The 17339-nt window shown below is 44.3% G+C and carries 7 protein-coding genes; 2 read left to right on the top strand and 5 right to left on the bottom strand.

Annotation, left to right across the window (positions count from 1 at the left end; genetic code table 11):
• The first annotated feature begins 78 nt into the window (after window positions 1-78).
• The gene (locus OKW21_RS02120; RefSeq protein WP_338130023.1) at window positions 79-1095 is read left to right on the top strand and encodes an acyl-CoA reductase; all 1017 of its coding nucleotides are present in this window, start codon (window positions 79-81) and stop codon (window positions 1093-1095) included.
• 35 nt (window positions 1096-1130) lie between these two features.
• Here the strand turns inward: OKW21_RS02120 and OKW21_RS02115 are convergent, their stop codons facing one another.
• Complete coding sequence (locus OKW21_RS02115; protein WP_277476753.1) at window positions 1131-2735, bottom strand: carbon-nitrogen hydrolase family protein; 1605 nt, start codon at window positions 2733-2735, stop codon at window positions 1131-1133.
• Between the two features lie 123 nt (window positions 2736-2858).
• Here OKW21_RS02115 and OKW21_RS02110 point away from each other — a divergent pair, with 123 nt between their 5' ends.
• Complete coding sequence (locus OKW21_RS02110) at window positions 2859-3284, top strand: OsmC family protein (protein ID WP_277476751.1); 426 nt, start codon at window positions 2859-2861, stop codon at window positions 3282-3284.
• Between the two features lie 73 nt (window positions 3285-3357).
• Here the strand turns inward: OKW21_RS02110 and OKW21_RS02105 are convergent, their stop codons facing one another.
• From OKW21_RS02105 to greA, 4 genes are all read right to left on the bottom strand, one after another.
• Entirely contained in the window at window positions 3358-15495 is a 12138-nt protein-coding gene (locus OKW21_RS02105; RefSeq protein ID WP_277476750.1) for a fibronectin type III domain-containing protein, read from the bottom strand.
• A 2-nt stretch (window positions 15496-15497) separates the two neighbouring features.
• Window positions 15498-15896 (bottom strand): hypothetical protein, encoded by a 399-nt coding sequence (locus OKW21_RS02100; protein ID WP_277476749.1) that lies wholly within the window; start codon window positions 15894-15896, stop codon window positions 15498-15500.
• Between the two features lie 476 nt (window positions 15897-16372).
• On the bottom strand, window positions 16373-16765 hold the full coding sequence (locus tag OKW21_RS02095; RefSeq protein ID WP_277476748.1) for an HIT family protein: 393 nt from the start codon (window positions 16763-16765) through the stop codon (window positions 16373-16375).
• 3 nt (window positions 16766-16768) lie between these two features.
• On the bottom strand, window positions 16769-17242 hold the full coding sequence (greA, locus tag OKW21_RS02090; protein WP_277476747.1) for a transcription elongation factor GreA: 474 nt from the start codon (window positions 17240-17242) through the stop codon (window positions 16769-16771).
• Window positions 17243-17339: the final 97 nt, after the last annotated feature.

The following is a 17339-nucleotide window of genomic DNA, read 5'->3' as shown; positions in this document are numbered from 1 at the left end:
TTATTTTTTACTAATTTAATTAACGAATTAAACAACCATTAGTTTTATTTTACAATCATTTGAATGATTTATTAAGAAATGATCAAACTAGAAGATAGAATAAAGGCCTTTCATACGGTTGGAAATATCCTTGACAACTTATCTGAAGACGAAAAAACCCACATTTACCAGCGTGCGAAAGGAGAAAACAGTTGGTTTACTGATGAAAATCTGGACATAGCTTTACAAGGTGTTATCCGTTATCTGGATGAAAATAAGCTTAAAACATGGACGCAAGACCTTCCTGATAAGCCTGAGTATGCAAAAAAAATAGGCGTAGTCATGGCGGGGAATATTCCTCTGGTAGGTTTTCACGATTTTCTCACTGTACTGATCAGTGGACATCAGTTACTGGCCAAGCTAAGCTCTCAGGATAGCTTTCTGATCAAATACATTGCTGAGATACTTACCGACATTGAGCCCTATTTTAAAGCACAAATTCATTTTCTGGATAAGTTAAATGAAGCCGAAGCTATGATTGCCACCGGCAGCGACAACACAGCACGCTACTTTGAATACTATTTCGCCAAAATTCCTCATATCATACGGCACAACCGTACTTCTGTAGCAGTAATAGATGGGAAAGAAAGTCAGGCGGAACTAACAGACCTGGCAGATGACATATTCCAGCATTTTGGTCTGGGGTGTAGGAATGTTTCCAAAATTTATGTTCCTGAAGGTTTTGATTTTAAAAAGCTCTTAGATGCCTGGCAAGGTTATGCTTCCATTATCAATCATCATAAGTACAACAACAATTACGATTACAACAAGTCTATCTTTTTGGTAAACAATGAGCCGCATTTTGATACAGGTTTTGCTTTGTTGCGGGAAAGCGAACAGCTGGTCTCTCCGATTTCAGTAGTTTTTTATGAAAAATATCAGCAAAAGGAAGTGCTTCAAGAAAAATTGAAAACTTTGGAAGACAAAATCCAGTGTATAGTTTCCCGAGATGCTTGGTTTCCCTCCAGTTTACCATTAGGTAAAGCACAGCAACCTGAACTATGGGACTATGCTGATGACGTTAATACATTAGCCTTTGTCAAGAAGCTCTCTTAGAAAGAAAGCTGGCTTATGAGCCAGCTTTCTTTTTTTTATGCATTTACTTCCTGTTTCTCATCCAGTGGTTCTTCTTCTGGTAAGGACTCTTTCTTCTGCTTTTTTTTCTTTTTCATCACTACATCGTAGATATCTTTTCGGCGTTGTTGCAGGTTACGCACACTACCCTGGGTCCTCAGTTTCTTGAGGAGTTCAAGGTCCAGATCAGAGACTAAGGTCGTCTCGGTATTGGGTGTGGCTTCTGCTACAATAGCATCATGTGGAAAGGAAAAATCAGATGGTGAAAATACCGCCGACTGAGAGTACTGAATATCCATATTTTCTACCCTAGGCAGGTTACCCACACTACCCGATACTACCACATAGCACTCATTTTCTATGGCTCTTGCCTGTGCGCATCTTCTTACCCTGAGATAGGCATTTTTAGTATCTGTCCAGTAAGGGACAAACAGGATATCCATCTGCTGGTCAGCCATAATTCTGCTAAGCTCAGGAAATTCTACATCGTAACAGATCAGAATTCCAATCCTGCCAGCATCGGTATTGAATACCTTTACTTCATCTCCGCCTTGTAAGCCCCAGTAGCTTTGTTCGTCCGGGGTAATATGCAGCTTGTATTGGGCATCTACTTTGCCATCACGGTGTAGCAGGTAACTTACATTGTACAGCTTATGGTCTTCATAGACCGGCATGGAACCAGCAATAATATTGATGTTGTAAGATATGGCAAACTCCAACATCTTATCTTTGATCTTTTCGGTATAATCGGCCAGCATACGAACGGCATCAGCAGCATCCACATCCTTAAACATCGCCATGAGCGGAGCATTGAAAAACTCAGGAAACATAGCAAAGTCGGCATTGTAACTGGATACGGTATCAACGAAGAATTCCATCTGGTGAAGTAAATCTTCCAGAGAGACGACTCTTCTCATCTGCCACTGCACCGCTCCTACCCTTACAACCGACTTGGTACCGCCGATCAGTTTCTCCGACTCATCATAATATACATTGAGCCATTCCAGCAATGTCGCATAGTAGTGCGAAGCGACATCATCGTCAGAATATTTAGTAATGACCTTGCGGACGTGAAAATCATTGGCAAGCTGGAAGCTAAGTACAGGATCATAAATCTCTTTGTTTTTTACTTCCTCAATATACCTTTTGGGTGTCATCTCATTCCGGTACTTGTTATAACCCGGAATTCGCCCTCCGGCGATGATGGCTCTTAAGTTAAGGTTTTCGCACAGCTCTTTGCGGGCATCATACAGACGCCTTCCCAATCGCATATCACGATATTCAGGATGAACGAATACGTCAGTACCATAGAGGGTATCTCCATTGTCATCATGCGTATCAAACTTACCGTATCCGGTAATTTCGTCATAGGTATGGTTGTCTCCAAACTTCCTATAGTCTACAATGATACTTAAGGCACCAGCTACTACTTTATCGTCTACTTCAATACATATTTGTCCTTCAGGAAAAGCCTTTAACTGGTTTTTAAACTCTTTCTTGGTCCACGCACCACCTGCCTGTGCATAGACAATTTTCATAATTTCCTTGATATCGTCATGATCACTCAGACGAAGCTGGCGTAACTTGAGGCGGTGATGCTCAACTATTTCTCTATTGTTCATATCTGATGTTTATAAAATCCCATTCTTGGAGATGGGTACTGCAATTTCGTTTTATTATTAACTTTTACCAAGCGCAGACGTTTTATGATAGTACTATTTTTTCAACCTTTAATATCAAATTTTATGGCACTAAGAAAATCAAATGCTGAGTGGAACGGCGGTCTTAAAAACGGAAAAGGCAATATGGCCTTGGGCAGTGGCGCCTATGAAGGCGCTTACAGCTTCCAGTCTCGTTTTGAAGAAGGGGACGGCACCAATCCTGAGGAACTCATTGCTGCGGCCCACGCTGGTTGTTACAGCATGGCCTTATCAGGTGCATTGGAAGGAGCTGGATTCTCTCCAGAAAGTGTAAAAACTGAAGCACAGGTGAGCTTAACCAAATCTGATGGAGGATTTTCCATCTCGAAGATCAAACTAGTTACCCAAGCCAAAATTCCTGAAATCAGCCAGGAGGATTTTGAAAAGCATGCCAATGGAGCCAAAGAAAATTGCCCGGTCTCAAAAGCTTTATCAGCAGTAAAGATTGAGCTGGATGCCAAGCTCGTTTAAGCCTAATACTAAAAGAAAATTAAAAAGGCTGTCTCCTGTATAGAAGACAGCCTTTTCTATAACTATTCAATTTTTAAGGGGTTCTTCCTCTCCACACTTCTATCCACCCAGTATACTCGCTACCATCCGGCATGATCAATTGGTAGAAGTACATACCGTCAGCGCTTTCACCTCCATCCCATCCATCATCATTACTATAGTTGTTTGAACGGTACACAATTTTACCCCAGCGATTGGATATCATCATTTTCGCTCCATTGTTACTATCTTCAGGAGTAAGGTTAATGATCCTGAAAGTGTCGTTATCACCATCGCCATTAGGAGTAATGATATTGGGGATATACAGATCTGCCGTATAATGGATATCTACCTCAAACAAGATAGAGCAACCAAAACGATCCCTTAACTCTACAAAATAGTTACCTATCTCCAGATCGTTATACGCATGAGCATAAGGCTTGATGACCGGATTATCGTTGGTTACTTCTATCCAATCAGTAGTATTTCCGTTAGGGTCAGCTGCAATACGTACTTCATAAGGCAAGCCTCCTCCTTCTATACTATCCAGTTTGATGGTACCATAAGGATTATTTACATCTACAAACACTTCTTCAGGCACAACTGCTGAAAGTTCCTCATCACCTCCATCAATGGTAAATACCGGAGAACTTTCGGTGCTGATGATTCCGCAGCTTGACTGTTGCTGAACGAGCTGAATACGATAATCTCCTTTTTCAAGGTTAGCAAACGTATAGCTGCTTGGTATGGCGGAGAAGATACGTGTGGCATAAGGCTGTGTCTGCTCCACACTCATCAGGTTAATCGTAAACTCAGTATCTTCTGCCACCACAATATTGTTGATGGTTACTGTACCTCCATCACCAAAGCAGGTAATATCTTCAGAAGTATGGTCAAAGCTAATGGCCACTGTGCCTGTCGCCGGAATATTCATGATACGAGAAGCAGGACAGGTTTGCGCACCGCGAGATTTAACCACTACATTGAAGTCACCACCGGTAGGTACGCCGCTTACTTCCGTGCTATTAGTGCCTGCTTCTATGATCGCTGTACTTACCGTATCACTTCCATTGATGACAAACACATCATAAGGAGCAGGGGCTGTGGTAGCAGCGCTCAACAGTACATCCAGTGTAGCTGTCTGCTCCTCATCCTCACATGAAGGAAGTGTCATGCCAATGGTATTGATCACGACAATATTCTCAACCACATTAAAAGAAGACTGGCATCTGGGCGAACCGGCTTCGTCAATGACAATGTACTCATACTGACCAGCAGGTAATTCATCAAAAGTAGCTGAACCAACACTGGTCACTGTTTTGTCAATAGCGCCTGACACACTGACTACCCGGAAGTTATACACCTCAGTTTCTCCTCCTATGACCGAAAGGATAACTGCGCCTTCACCAGTATCACAGCTCGCAGCAGTCACTGAAACATCTACTGTTTTATCCCCCAGTTCACAGGTAAGCCCTGAGCCGCCGCCCCCATTATTACTACAGGTCGTAATCACTGAAGTGTATAGGGTATCCAGGCTATTGCCAAGATCATCACGCAAGACAATCTCGTAACTACCAGCCATCAGGTTCTCTGCTATATTTCCGGCAAAATTTATCGGATCTCCAGTATCTACATTATTACCAATAATCTCATAAGCCTGGTTAGCGCTACAGCCTGAAGGGATATTTACGGTGATCCCTCCATCACTACCTGCACAAGTTTCGGGTGTTGTCGTGAGTGAAGCGTTATTTTGTACTTCAACCGTTCTTGTAAAAGTACGAAGGGTGTCACAGGTTGCAGGATCTCCGTTTTTATCCCAAACGTATAGGGTGTAATCTCCGGCAGAAAGATTATCAGCCAGAAAAACTAATCCTGTGGAATTTCCTCCTGCCACAAAGCCAACTGAATCCTGACCACTAACATAGCTATATTCATACCTGCCAGGATTTACCGTAGAAGTGGGGTTCAGATACACCATCAAGGCACCATCTTCACTACCCGGACAGTTCACATTTTCGGAAGAAACCACGAAAGATGCTCTGTCAGGATCAAACCCACAGCCACAATCCTCCTGAGGAGAGGTTTGGGCATCTACCTCTGTGGATTGAGTACCATCGTTTCCACAATTGTCTATTGCCACTACTCTCACTTTGTAATCCATGATGTCTGAAGAAAGCGATACAAAGTCGTGGGTCAATGTACTCACCAACATGCTTTCAGCAATTGTGCTAAAGTTGTCAGAAGAAACCTCAACTCTATACTGAGCAGCGCCGCTAACTCCATCCCAGCTTAGGGTAAATCCTGTACAGTTTGATGCACTAATACTTAGATTCACTGGTGCCGCCAAAGGTGTAAGCGTAGGGACTTCACTCCCTGTGCTTTCCGTTCCATCTCCGCATCCATTTCCAGGGGTAATACGGTAGTAGTAAGTCACGCCATCGGTTAATCCTGATGCTAAATAACTAGTTTCAGACTGCAGTAGATCAAACTCGGGACTACCAAACAGATTATCATCGTCTATTTCTATATGATACTCACCTGCTCTATCTGCCGCATCCCAGCTTATTTCAAAGCCATCACAGAAGACATTGTCTACTGTTAAGCCTGAAAGCGCTGCTGGTTTTTCTAATGTGATTACACTATTGTCATCACCTATACCATCTCCACAAGTATTGACTGGTGTAACCCGATAGAAGTATTCTGTACCTTCCGCTAGTACGGGCGTAGTATAAGTAGTGCCTGGCTGAGTTACACTTTCAATAGCCAGCCCGGCAAAACCAGGATTGTCAAATATTTCTACACGATATTCATTTGCCCCATCAGAAGTATTCCAGCTCAAATCAAATCCTTCGCAGGCAGGAGTGGCACTGAGATTTGTCAAATCTTCCGGTACATCTAAAGTGCTCGCCGGAATAGGTGCTGATGCGGGGCGGTCTCCACAAGGGTGCAGCGCGGTTACTCGCCATTCATAGTCTGTGCCTGCAGTCAATCCTGTCACTACGAAAGTTTCAGTACTTGCATAATGTGAGGTTATGTTTCCATCTGCACTTACTTCAATCAGGTAATTAGCTGCACCAGCTACCGGATTCCAACTCGCCTGGAAGCTTGTACATTTCTCTAAACTTGTAGTCAAACCATCAGGCTGGGCAGGAATTCCTAAAAGCTCTACGGTCTCTACATTAGAATTTGCTGAAATATCACATGTTTCTGCTCTTACTCTGTAATAGAATGGCCCAGCATCAGTCAGCCCTGTTACATCATAACTATTCACTACGCCTACTGCCTGATTATCTATGATATCATTCGTAGTGAAATCAGGGTCAGTAGATACATCCAGATAATAGTCTGTCGCACCCGCTACACTGGTCCACTCTGCGGTAAATGAATCGCAGAACCCATTGACTGCCTGTGCTACCGGAGCAGGTACTGTTTCAGTATCTACACTTTCTACATTTGAAAATTCTGTAAACCCACATCCTTTTTTAGCACTCACTCTGTAATAATAAGTAGTCGCAGCATTAATTCCAGTATTTACCGATAAACTAGTACTACCGTCTGTAATGTTGGTGGTTATCACACCACTGCTGAAGTCCGCAAGTTCGCTGATGTCTATATTATAATTCAATACGCTCTCATCACTCCAACTGATTTCAAAACTGTTACAAGTGATGTTGATAGCAGTATTTGCTACCGGAGCAGCTTCAGGAGCAGGTTCACCAATAGTAAATATCGCTGAGGTGATAGAAGGACAGGCAGAACCATCACTTACTTCTACATAATAATCTCCTGCTGCCAAATCTATAGGAACTTCGTCAGTACTAATTTCGGTATTTGTATCATCTTTCCAACTAAAAGTATAGGGTCCTCCCGTGCCTCCGGTTACATCCACAGTAATGCTGCCATCAGCCCTCCCAAAACAAGAAGCATCCGTGATATCATCCGGCATGACTGTAATTGGAGCCGGTTCGGCAATGATTACCTTTCGCCCTGTTGAACAGCCTGCACCCTGATCCTGTACATCTACATAATATATACCTCCGTAAAGCCCACTTAGCTGGTCGTTGAGTGGTCCGGCTACTGAGTTATGAGAATCTAGTTCTATTCCAAACTCATCATAGTAAGTGACTACATAAGGACCCGTGCCTGTCAGGTACTCTACTTCTATACTTCCTGCACCATCCCCGCTACAAGCATTGTCATTAGATGTTATGGATACTGCTCCATCTATTCCGGAATTGGTTATTTCCTGTACGAAAGTAGCTTCACATCCGGTATCATCATCTGTCACTGTCAGAACATAAACCCCTCCAGGTACTCCCGGGCCAAAACCAGCTGCCGCTGTTCCATTTAAGAAATCATCAGCCTCTCCATTGGGGCTCCAGAGCAAAGTATAATTTCCACTGCCTCCGGAAACTGTTACTATTCTACGTCCTCCAGGGGTAGCTGTACAATTGGCTGTACTAGGACTTCCCACGGGAGTTATTATTAGAGGATCAGTAAAAACAACTTCTACAATATCAGTACTTGTACAGGCTCCATTCACAACTTCCCACTGAAATTCGTAAGAGCCCGGGCTATCCACCTGCACATCGGTAGCAGGGTCATTCGGATCATTGAAGAAAGCAGTACCCGGAGGTGTGCCCACCAATGTCCAGGTACCGGTACCACTTGCTGGTACGCCCGCATCCAAAGTATAATCAAAACTGCAAGAAGCGCCATCTAATCCGGCATTGGCAGTAACATCATCATAAATCGTAATGGTAAGTGTACTGCTACCCGCACAGAAGCCAGGTGTGGTACCGGGAGTAACGTAAGTGATTTCATATTCACCTGCATCACTGGCAGCCAGATCTATCTCACCCGGATTAGCGGTAAACACTAAGCCGGCACCAGCACTGAATGTACCTCCACCCACGCCATCAATAGTGACCGTTGGGTTCGCATCTGCTTTGCAAAATTCTGTAACCCCACCGTAGTGGAAGCTGGCATCTTCTACCTCTGTAATTTCAAGGTCAAAAGTTTGTGTTGTACTACAAACACCGGCGGTAGTATAAGTAATTACGTAAGTACCTGCTGTACTATTTGCCAGGTCAATTTCACCCCTTGTATCATCTTCCCACACAATGCCAGCGACCGGATCAAAGGCACCTGCATCTCCGGTAATATTGGCTACCGGATTGGTAGTTTCACTTTTACAATAGCTGGCCTGATCGTAAGTAAAGCTGGCATCCTCCTGCGCTCTGACCTCTACCAGATCAGTATGTGTGGCAGCAAGGCAAGAGCCTGCAGCAGGAATGGTATTGGTCACCGAATAGACACCCGGTGTACTAGCAGTTAGATCAATTTCACCGGTATTGACATCCGCAAACACCAGGTCAGGAGATAAAGCCGAGAATGTGCCCGCTGAGGCCCCTGTCGCGAAGTCAGGTAATGGATTAGCTTCGTTCTGACAGAAAGAAGACTCGCCATCTACTGTAAGATCGTATTCAAAAGTAGCATCAGGCGCACCGGTGATGGTAACATCAAAGGTGTGTATATCATTACAGCTTGCACCAACGATCTCGTAAGCAATGGTATACGTATCTCCTACCACTCCAAGAGAAGGATCAATTTCACCAGTGCCAGTGTCTACCAGAAATCCTGCCGGAGCCGGTCCTACGATAGAGAAACCTCCACCACTCTGTACTATCAGATTTGGCAACTGATTACCAGCTGTCTGGCAGAAAGAAGCAGAGGTATAACTGAAAGTAGCATCTGGTGCTTCTTCTATGGTGATGTCAAACATTGTTGAAGCAGGGCATGGGCCTCCTGTTGTATAAGTAATTGTATATGTACCTGCTGTACTTACTGCCAAATCTATCTCGCCAGTAGAGGCATTAATTATCAGATCTCCGCTAGGCTCATCAAAAGTACCACCTGTATCTCCCGTAACATTCGCGACAGGATTTACCGGATCACTTTTACAATAGGTATTGCTGGCATAGTTAAAGTTCGGATCTTCTGCAGGATTAATGTTAATTGGCGCTTCTGTAAATGTTGGGCAAGCTCCAGTAGTAGTATATCTTACAACGTATGCATTTGGAGTGCTCCCCGCTATATTTATTTCACCGGTGTTTGCATTAATCACCAAACCAGCCGGGCTTGCCGTGAATGTACCACTAATCAATACATCGCTTAAAACAGGAGTAGGGTCAGCATCACCGGGGCAGTAATCGGTAGCCCCATAAGCAAAGCCCGAATCATCTGCCGGGTTAACGGTGATGAAATCAGTCTTACTTTCTGTATCTGTATCTACGCCATCACTTACCTCCAGAGAAACTGTATAACTGGCTACGCCATTATAAGTAACTACGTGTGGTCCTGCACCGGTAGCTGTAGCCGGGGTAGCTCCTACTCCGAAGTCCCAATTGTAAGTCGTAATGGTTCCCGATGACTGATTGGTAAATGTTACTGTCTCACCATCACATATGCTGGTGACATCAGCGGTAAAATTAGCGCTTACCGGCAGGGTACAGTCATTGACCACAACTGTTTGCGCACTTTCGGCAGCGCATCCATTGCCATCTGTAAAAAAATAAGTAATAGTATGTGTACCTGCCAAGGCAGTTGCCGGATCAAAGCTAGCCGTTCCGTCCCCATTATCCGTGATACCAGGTCCGGAGAATGTACCATTCGGGGCCTGATCCCCAGTTAACAATACAGCACCATCTGTTTCACAGTAGGGAGAACTCAATCCGCTGAAACTTATCACTGGCAGCGCATTAACCGTATAAGTTACTGAAGCAGAGCTCTCACAAGTGCCATCACTAGCCAAGGCGTAAAAATCATCACCATTGCTCACCGTTACATTGGTAGGGTCAGCTACTGGTGTAGCAAATAGATTATCTTCAAACCAGGTGAAGGTAAGTCCCGCGCCACCATCCATAGCCATTTCCAAATCTCTCAGGCTTGCTGAAGCGCTACCACCACCGGCAGTCGTTTCACAAGCCTCAGGCGTTAAGTCAACTACCGCTGGAAGACTATTTATGGTATAGCTCACCTCACCTACTGCCTGACAATTGCCATTGCTCACTACAGCATAATAGGTATCGCCATTACCCACACTAATATTGTTGGGAGTAGCTACTTCATTAGCCGGAGCCAGGCCGGGATCATCATACCAGGTAAAAGTTAAGCCTCCCTCATTGTTGATAGCACTTTCAAGTACAGTCAGGTCTACTGTGGCAGAGCTACTTCCTTCAGCATCTTCGCAAACTACCTCTGAAAGGTGATTCGCTGTAGGAACCTCATAAATTTCTATTCCATACGTTGATGAAGAAGGACAAGCACCAGCAGTAGTATAAGTAATTACATAAGTACCTGCTGTACTACTTGCCAGGTCTATCTCTCCGGTGGTAGTATCCAGAAAGTTTAGGCCTGCCGTGGAAGAAAAAGTACCACCGGCAGTCATCACATTCTGGGCTACAGGATTCAACTCATTCTCACAGTAGGCTGCCTGTGCATAGTCAAAGCCTGAGTCATCTGCCGGGTTAACGGTGATGAAATCAGTCTTACTTTCTGTATCTGTATCTACGCCATCACTTACCTCCAGAGAAACTGTATAACTGGCTACGCCATTATAAGTAACTACGTGTGGTCCTGCACCGGTAGCTGTAGCCGGGGTAGCTCCTACTCCGAAGTCCCAATTGTAAGTCGTAATGGTTCCCGATGACTGATTGGTAAATGTTACTGTCTCACCATCACATATGCTGGTGACATCAGCGGTAAAATTAGCGCTTACCGGCAGGGTACAGTCATTGACCACAACTGTTTGCGCACTTTCGGCAGCGCATCCATTGCCATCTGTAAAAAAATAAGTAATAGTATGTGTACCTGCCAAGGCAGTTGCCGGATCAAAGCTAGCCGTTCCGTCCCCATTATCCGTGATACCAGGTCCGGAGAATGTACCATTCGGGGCCTGATCCCCAGTTAACAATACAGCACCATCTGTTTCACAGTAGGGAGAACTCAATCCGCTGAAACTTATCACTGGCAGCGCATTAACCGTATAAGTTACTGAAGCAGAGCTCTCACAAGTGCCATCACTAGCCAAGGCGTAAAAATCATCACCATTGCTCACCGTTACATTGGTAGGGTCAGCTACTGGTGTAGCAAATAGATTATCTTCAAACCAGGTGAAGGTAAGTCCCGCGCCACCATCCATAGCCATTTCCAAATCTCTCAGGCTTGCTGAAGCGCTACCACCACCGGCAGTCGTTTCACAAGCCTCAGGCGTTAAGTCAACTACCGCTGGAAGACTATTTATGGTATAGCTCACCTCACCTACTGCCTGACAATTGCCATTGCTCACTACAGCATAATAGGTATCGCCATTACCCACACTAATATTGTTGGGAGTAGCTACTTCATTAGCCGGAGCCAGGCCGGGATCATCATACCAGGTAAAAGTTAAGCCTCCCTCATTGTTGATAGCACTTTCAAGTACAGTCAGGTCTACTGTGGCAGAGCTACTTCCTTCAGCATCTTCGCAAACTACCTCTGAAAGGTGATTCGCTGTAGGAACCTCATAAATTTCTATTCCATACGTTGATGAAGAAGGACAAGCACCAGCAGTAGTATAAGTAATTACATAAGTACCTGCTGTACTACTTGCCAGGTCTATCTCTCCGGTGGTAGTATCCAGAAAGTTTAGGCCTGCCGTGGAAGAAAAAGTACCACCGGCAGTCATCACATTCTGGGCTACAGGATTCAACTCATTCTCACAGTAGGCTGCCTGTACATAGTCAAAGCCTGAGTCATCTGTCGAGTTGACAGCGAAGGTAAGACTGGCAATTACTTCACAGGAACCTGTACCTACTCTGGCATAAAAGCTTTGTCCATCGGTGGCTGTAACATCGGTTGGATCAGGAACTGATATTGTTGCTGCAGCATCACTGTACCATACAAAAGGATATCCTGCTCCTCCATCCATGACTGCTTCCTGTGCTCTCAAGTCTATATTTGAGGCAGTATTGCCTCCGATGTCATCTGAACAAAGTGCTGGTGCAGGGTCGATTACAACTGGAGCAGTAGTCGTAGTAGCGGTCTGTTCTGCGGATACTATACTATTGCCACAGCTGTTGATCGCTGTCACTCTCCACGCATAAGTTACCCCCTGACTCAAACCAGAAAAGCTTACAATCTCGGTACCTGCTGAGGGAGTGGCTGTCGCTACTGTTGTGGCAAAATTATCATCACTCACTTCTACCCGATAACTTGCTGCTCCCAAAGCCGGGTCCCAGGCTGCATCAAATCCATCACAGACTTCTCCACTGCTGAGCAGATTGATAGGCTGCTCCGGTACATCTGTAGTCGTTTCTGTATCTGTGGCTGAGGTTCCGTCTCCACAGGTATTTCTGGGCGTTACCCTGATGTTGTATGTTATGCCCTGTAACAAGCCTGTGGCATTGTAAGTAATACCTGCCTGAGTAGTACTCAGATCTATGCTGCCAAAGGCAGGGTCATCATCTATCTCTATCAAATAATCCACCGCTCCTGCTGAAGCATCCCAGCTTACTTCAAAGCCATCGCAGACCGGGTTGGCTGTAGCTAAATTCGCCAGGGCCAGCGGTACATCCGTAGTCGTCTCGGTGTCTGTGGCTGAGGCTCCATCGCCGCAGGTATTTCTGGGCGTTACTCTGATGTTATAAGTAGTGCCCTGTAACAAGCCTGTGGCATTGTAAGTAATACCTGCCTGAGTCGTGGTCAAATCTATGCTGCCAAAGGCAGGATCATCATCTATCTCTATCAAATAATCCACCGCTCCTGCCGATGCATCCCAGCTTACTTCAAAGCCATCACAGATCGGATTAGCCAAAGCTAAATTCGCTAGCGCCACCGGTACATCCGTAGTCGTCTCGGTGTCTGTGGCTGAAGCACCATTTCCACAGGTATTTCTGGGCGTTACCCTGATGTTGTATGTTATGCCCTGTGTCAAGCCTGTGGCAATGTATGTCGTGCCTGCCTGCGTGGTAGTCACCTCTATGCTCCCAAAGCCAGGGTCATCATCTATTTCTATCAGGTAATCTACCGCACCTGCTGAAGCATCCCAGCTTACTTCAAAGCCATCACAGACCGGATTAGCCAAAGCTAAATTCGCAAGTGCCACTGGTACATCGGTAGTCGTCTCGGTGTCTGTGGCTGAAGCACCATTTCCACAGGTATTTCTAGGCGTTACCCTGATGTTGTATGTTATGCCCTGTGACAAGCCTGTGGCATTGTATGTCGTGCCTGCCTGCGTGGTAGTCACCTCTATGCTCCCAAAGCCAGGGTCATCATCTATTTCTATCAGGTAATCTACCGCACCTGCCGAGGCATCCCAGCTTACTTCAAAGCCATCACAGACCGGGTTGGCCAAAGCTAAATTCGCTAGCGCCACCGGTACATCGGTAGTCGTCTCGGTATCGGTGGCTGAAGCACCATTTCCACAGGTATTTCTGGGCGTTACCCTGATGTTGTATGTTATGCCCTGTGACAAGCCACTGGCATTGTAAGTAATACCTGCCTGCGTGGTAGTCACCTCTATGCTCCCAAAGCCAGGGTCATCATCTATTTCTATCAGGTAATCTACCGCACCTGCTGAAGCATCCCAGCTTACATCAAAACCATCACAGACCGGGTTGGCTGAGGCTAAATTCGCCAATGCTAGCGGTACATCTGTAGTCGTTTCTGTATCTGTGGCTGAGGTTCCGTCTCCACAACTATTAATAGGTGTAATACGAATGTTATATACTGTACCCTGTGTTAACCCACTTACATTTAAAGTATTTCCAGCTTGCGTTGCATTTACTTCCGGACTTCCATAAGCAGGGTCTTCGTCAATTTCTATTCTATAGGAAGTAGCTGTCGCTGATACATCCCAGCTTAAATCAAAACCATCACAAATAATATTGGATGTTGTTACATTTGCAGGAGCAATAGGAGCAGAAACAACACTATAGCTGATCGTTGCCACAGAAGAACAGCCATTTCCATCAATTACTTCGGCAAAGAAATCGTCTCCGCCATTTACTGTCACATTGCTTGGGTCAGCTATTGGGGAAGCAGGACCTGCATCAGCGTACCAATTGATAGTGTAGCCATTTCCTCCATCTATTGACACATTTAATGTGGTCAAATCAACAGCAGTCGCCTGGGTACCTCCGGGTATATCTGCACAAACCGTAGGCATCTGATCTGCTACTACTGGTAGGGCATTAACTGTTACAGAAATATTGCTGGTAGCCGTACATCCACTTGCATCCGTTACTGTATATGTCAATGAGTAATTGCCATCCGTAGCTGCATTAAAGGTTGGATTACTTACATTGGTAGCCGAAAGAAAACCCGTATCTCCGGTCCAGCTATGAGTAAAACCTCCGGCTCCTCCCGCAGGGTTTCCATCCAATACTAAATCTTCTCCAGCACAAACAGAAGCAGGTGAAGGCGTAATGCCTGCTGTGGGTGTCACACGATTATCATTAATGACAATATTCGCTTCTTCTTTGATACAACCATTAGTGTCTCTGACAGTCAGTGTGTAGGTATTGTTTTCTAAATTACTGAATACCGGGCTTGGCTGATAGTTTGTTCCTCCATCAATAGAATATTCATATCCTCCAGTGCCACCGCTAACGGCTCCGCTAGCATCTATTGACCCATTAAATGGCGCATTACACTGATCGTTACCGACCGTAGCTATGGTTGGCTCATCAATAACGATTTCTGTTGCGGCATTGATTCTGATACCGCTATTTGGAGCTCCTGAAAAAAGGAACCCATAATCTTCGTTAGAACAACTTCCTCCGTCCAATACCAGCAGATAATCTCCCGGAGGAACATTAGAAAAAACCAACATATCTGCTACAATAGATGGAGCAGGGACTATATTGAGAAAAGGAGGGTTATTATCGTCATATACGTAAGCACCCGTTGCGCCTTCTTCAAAATTCCACAGCCTTACTCTATAATCGGTCACTGAAGGGTATGAACCATCACTAAAAGTAAAAGTAATTGTACCATCATTTGCACTAAAGCAAAGCTCGTCTGTCTTTGTAATGGTTGTTCCGCCTGTTGTAGGGCATTGGGCTAATGCTGGTGAACCATTCATCAGCAGACAGATGAAACTGATTATCCCACTTACCAATAATCTATTTTTCAAATTTACCACTGTCATGCCTAGTTAGATTTAGTTTCAGAATGACCACTTACCTCAAAGCGAGTGTACTGGCAGTTTCCACCATGTAGTTCAAGCGCATATTTGCCTTTGGGAAGTGAGGCAAAACTGATTTGATTTTGGTCAACTTTGACCTCAGTGATGTTCAAAAAATCAGGGTTGTTATCATCATAGATGTAGCGTTGCTTATCATGATCCCAGAGTCTGATTCTGTACTGATCTTTATTGAAAGCAATATCTGCTGAGATGGTAAAGAGGAGTGTTCCCTCATCTTTCTCAAATGATTGTGCATTGCTGGTATGTATACTTATTTGATCAAGCTGTGGACATTGCGCCCAACTCTCTTCCAGGCTCAAAAAACAAATGCACAGGCTGATGATAAATGTGTAAAACTTGCTCATAAAAGCATCTTTTTGATAATCGTAGCTTACTTTGTGGTCTATTCTTTAGTAAATAATATCAACTGATCGCTCATTCCAGACTTCAAAATTGACAAAAAGGTACACGGCAATTTTTTTAGTCTTTTTTGCACTACGCCGATATTATATTCTGTTTTCTCTCATTTTACATTATTTAATAAATATGATTTATCTAATTTTTTATTGTATTTACAACCATATCTATTTGCAATTATTCAATGTATACTCTACATATTTATTAAATTTAGAGTAATTGGGATATAAAAAAGGGTAAGGCACGAAGTGTACTATGAGAGGGATGTAGTAAAGTGGGGTAGTGATGGAGAATCTGCAGAAAGAATGAATCTTTTAGTCAAATTCAGGCATGAATAAGAAAGGGCGGGAAATAAAAAACCAGCGCCAGGTGAGCCGGAAGCACACCTAACGCTGGTTTCAAAAAGGGGAATTAAAATCTACACTTATGTAGCGGAGCGTATTTTTTCAGCAATCTGCTCCATTTCTTCATCAGCAAGCTGCAGTTTAGGATTACCAAAGTTAGCATCACTCATGCTATTAATAGGAATGAGGTGAATGTGGGCATGAGGCACTTCCAGTCCAATCACCGCAGTGCTAATTCGCTCACAGGGAATAACTTTGTCTATTTTAAGCGCTACCTCTTTAGCAAATAGTTGCAGTTGCGTATAGGAGTCATCGTCCAGATCAAAAAGATAATCTACTTCTTGCTTAGGGATGACCAGGGTATGTCCTTTGGTCAAAGGGCGAATGTCCAGAAACGCCAGCGCATGGTCATTCTCAGCAACAATATATGCAGGTATTTCGCGATTGATGATTTTGGTGAATATGCTAGCCATGATCTAAATGGATATGTCTTTGATCTCAAATTTCATGGTACCGGCGGGAGCCTGGATTTCGGCAGTATCCCCTACTTTCTTTCCCAACAAGCCTTTGCCAATGGGTGACTTAACGGAAATTTTTCCGTTTTTGAGATCTGCTTCTTCTTCAGAAACCAGTGTATAAGTCATCTCAGCTCCATTCTGCTGATTCTTGATCTTCACCTTAGAAAGTATTGAAACCTTGGAAGTGTCAAGCTTTGACTCATCCAACACACGGGCATTCCCCACTACCTCTTCCAGTTTGGCGATTTTCATTTCCAGCATCCCCTGGGCATCTTTGGCAGCATCATATTCAGCATTTTCACTCAAATCACCCTTATCGCGTGCTTCTGCTATCTGCTTGGCAATATCTGTTCTGCCCTTAGTTTTGAGTTCATTCAGCTCATCCTTGAGCTTCTGTAATCCTTCTTGTGTGTAATAAGATACCTGTGCCATACTTATTTATGTTAAAACTTTGTGTACTACTATAAAAAACAAAAGAACGGCATACAAAAGCAGCCGTTTCTTAAGATATAGCTATAATATGAAATTT

The organism is Catalinimonas alkaloidigena (genome assembly GCF_029504655.1).
In the GTDB taxonomy this organism is placed as follows: domain Bacteria; phylum Bacteroidota; class Bacteroidia; order Cytophagales; family Cyclobacteriaceae; genus Catalinimonas; species Catalinimonas alkaloidigena.
This window is presented reverse-complemented; position numbering and strand designations above follow the sequence as displayed.

Coding starts and splice junctions, on each gene's coding strand:
- OKW21_RS02120 (WP_338130023.1), top strand. CDS start 79: ATGATCAAACTAGAAGATAGAATAAAGGCCTTTCATACGGTTGGAAAT.
- OKW21_RS02115 (WP_277476753.1), bottom strand. CDS start 2,735: ATGAACAATAGAGAAATAGTTGAGCATCACCGCCTCAAGTTACGCCAG.
- OKW21_RS02110 (WP_277476751.1), top strand. CDS start 2,859: ATGGCACTAAGAAAATCAAATGCTGAGTGGAACGGCGGTCTTAAAAAC.
- OKW21_RS02105 (WP_277476750.1), bottom strand. CDS start 15,495: ATGACAGTGGTAAATTTGAAAAATAGATTATTGGTAAGTGGGATAATC.
- OKW21_RS02100 (WP_277476749.1), bottom strand. CDS start 15,896: ATGAGCAAGTTTTACACATTTATCATCAGCCTGTGCATTTGTTTTTTG.
- OKW21_RS02095 (WP_277476748.1), bottom strand. CDS start 16,765: ATGGCTAGCATATTCACCAAAATCATCAATCGCGAAATACCTGCATAT.
- greA (WP_277476747.1), bottom strand. CDS start 17,242: ATGGCACAGGTATCTTATTACACACAAGAAGGATTACAGAAGCTCAAG.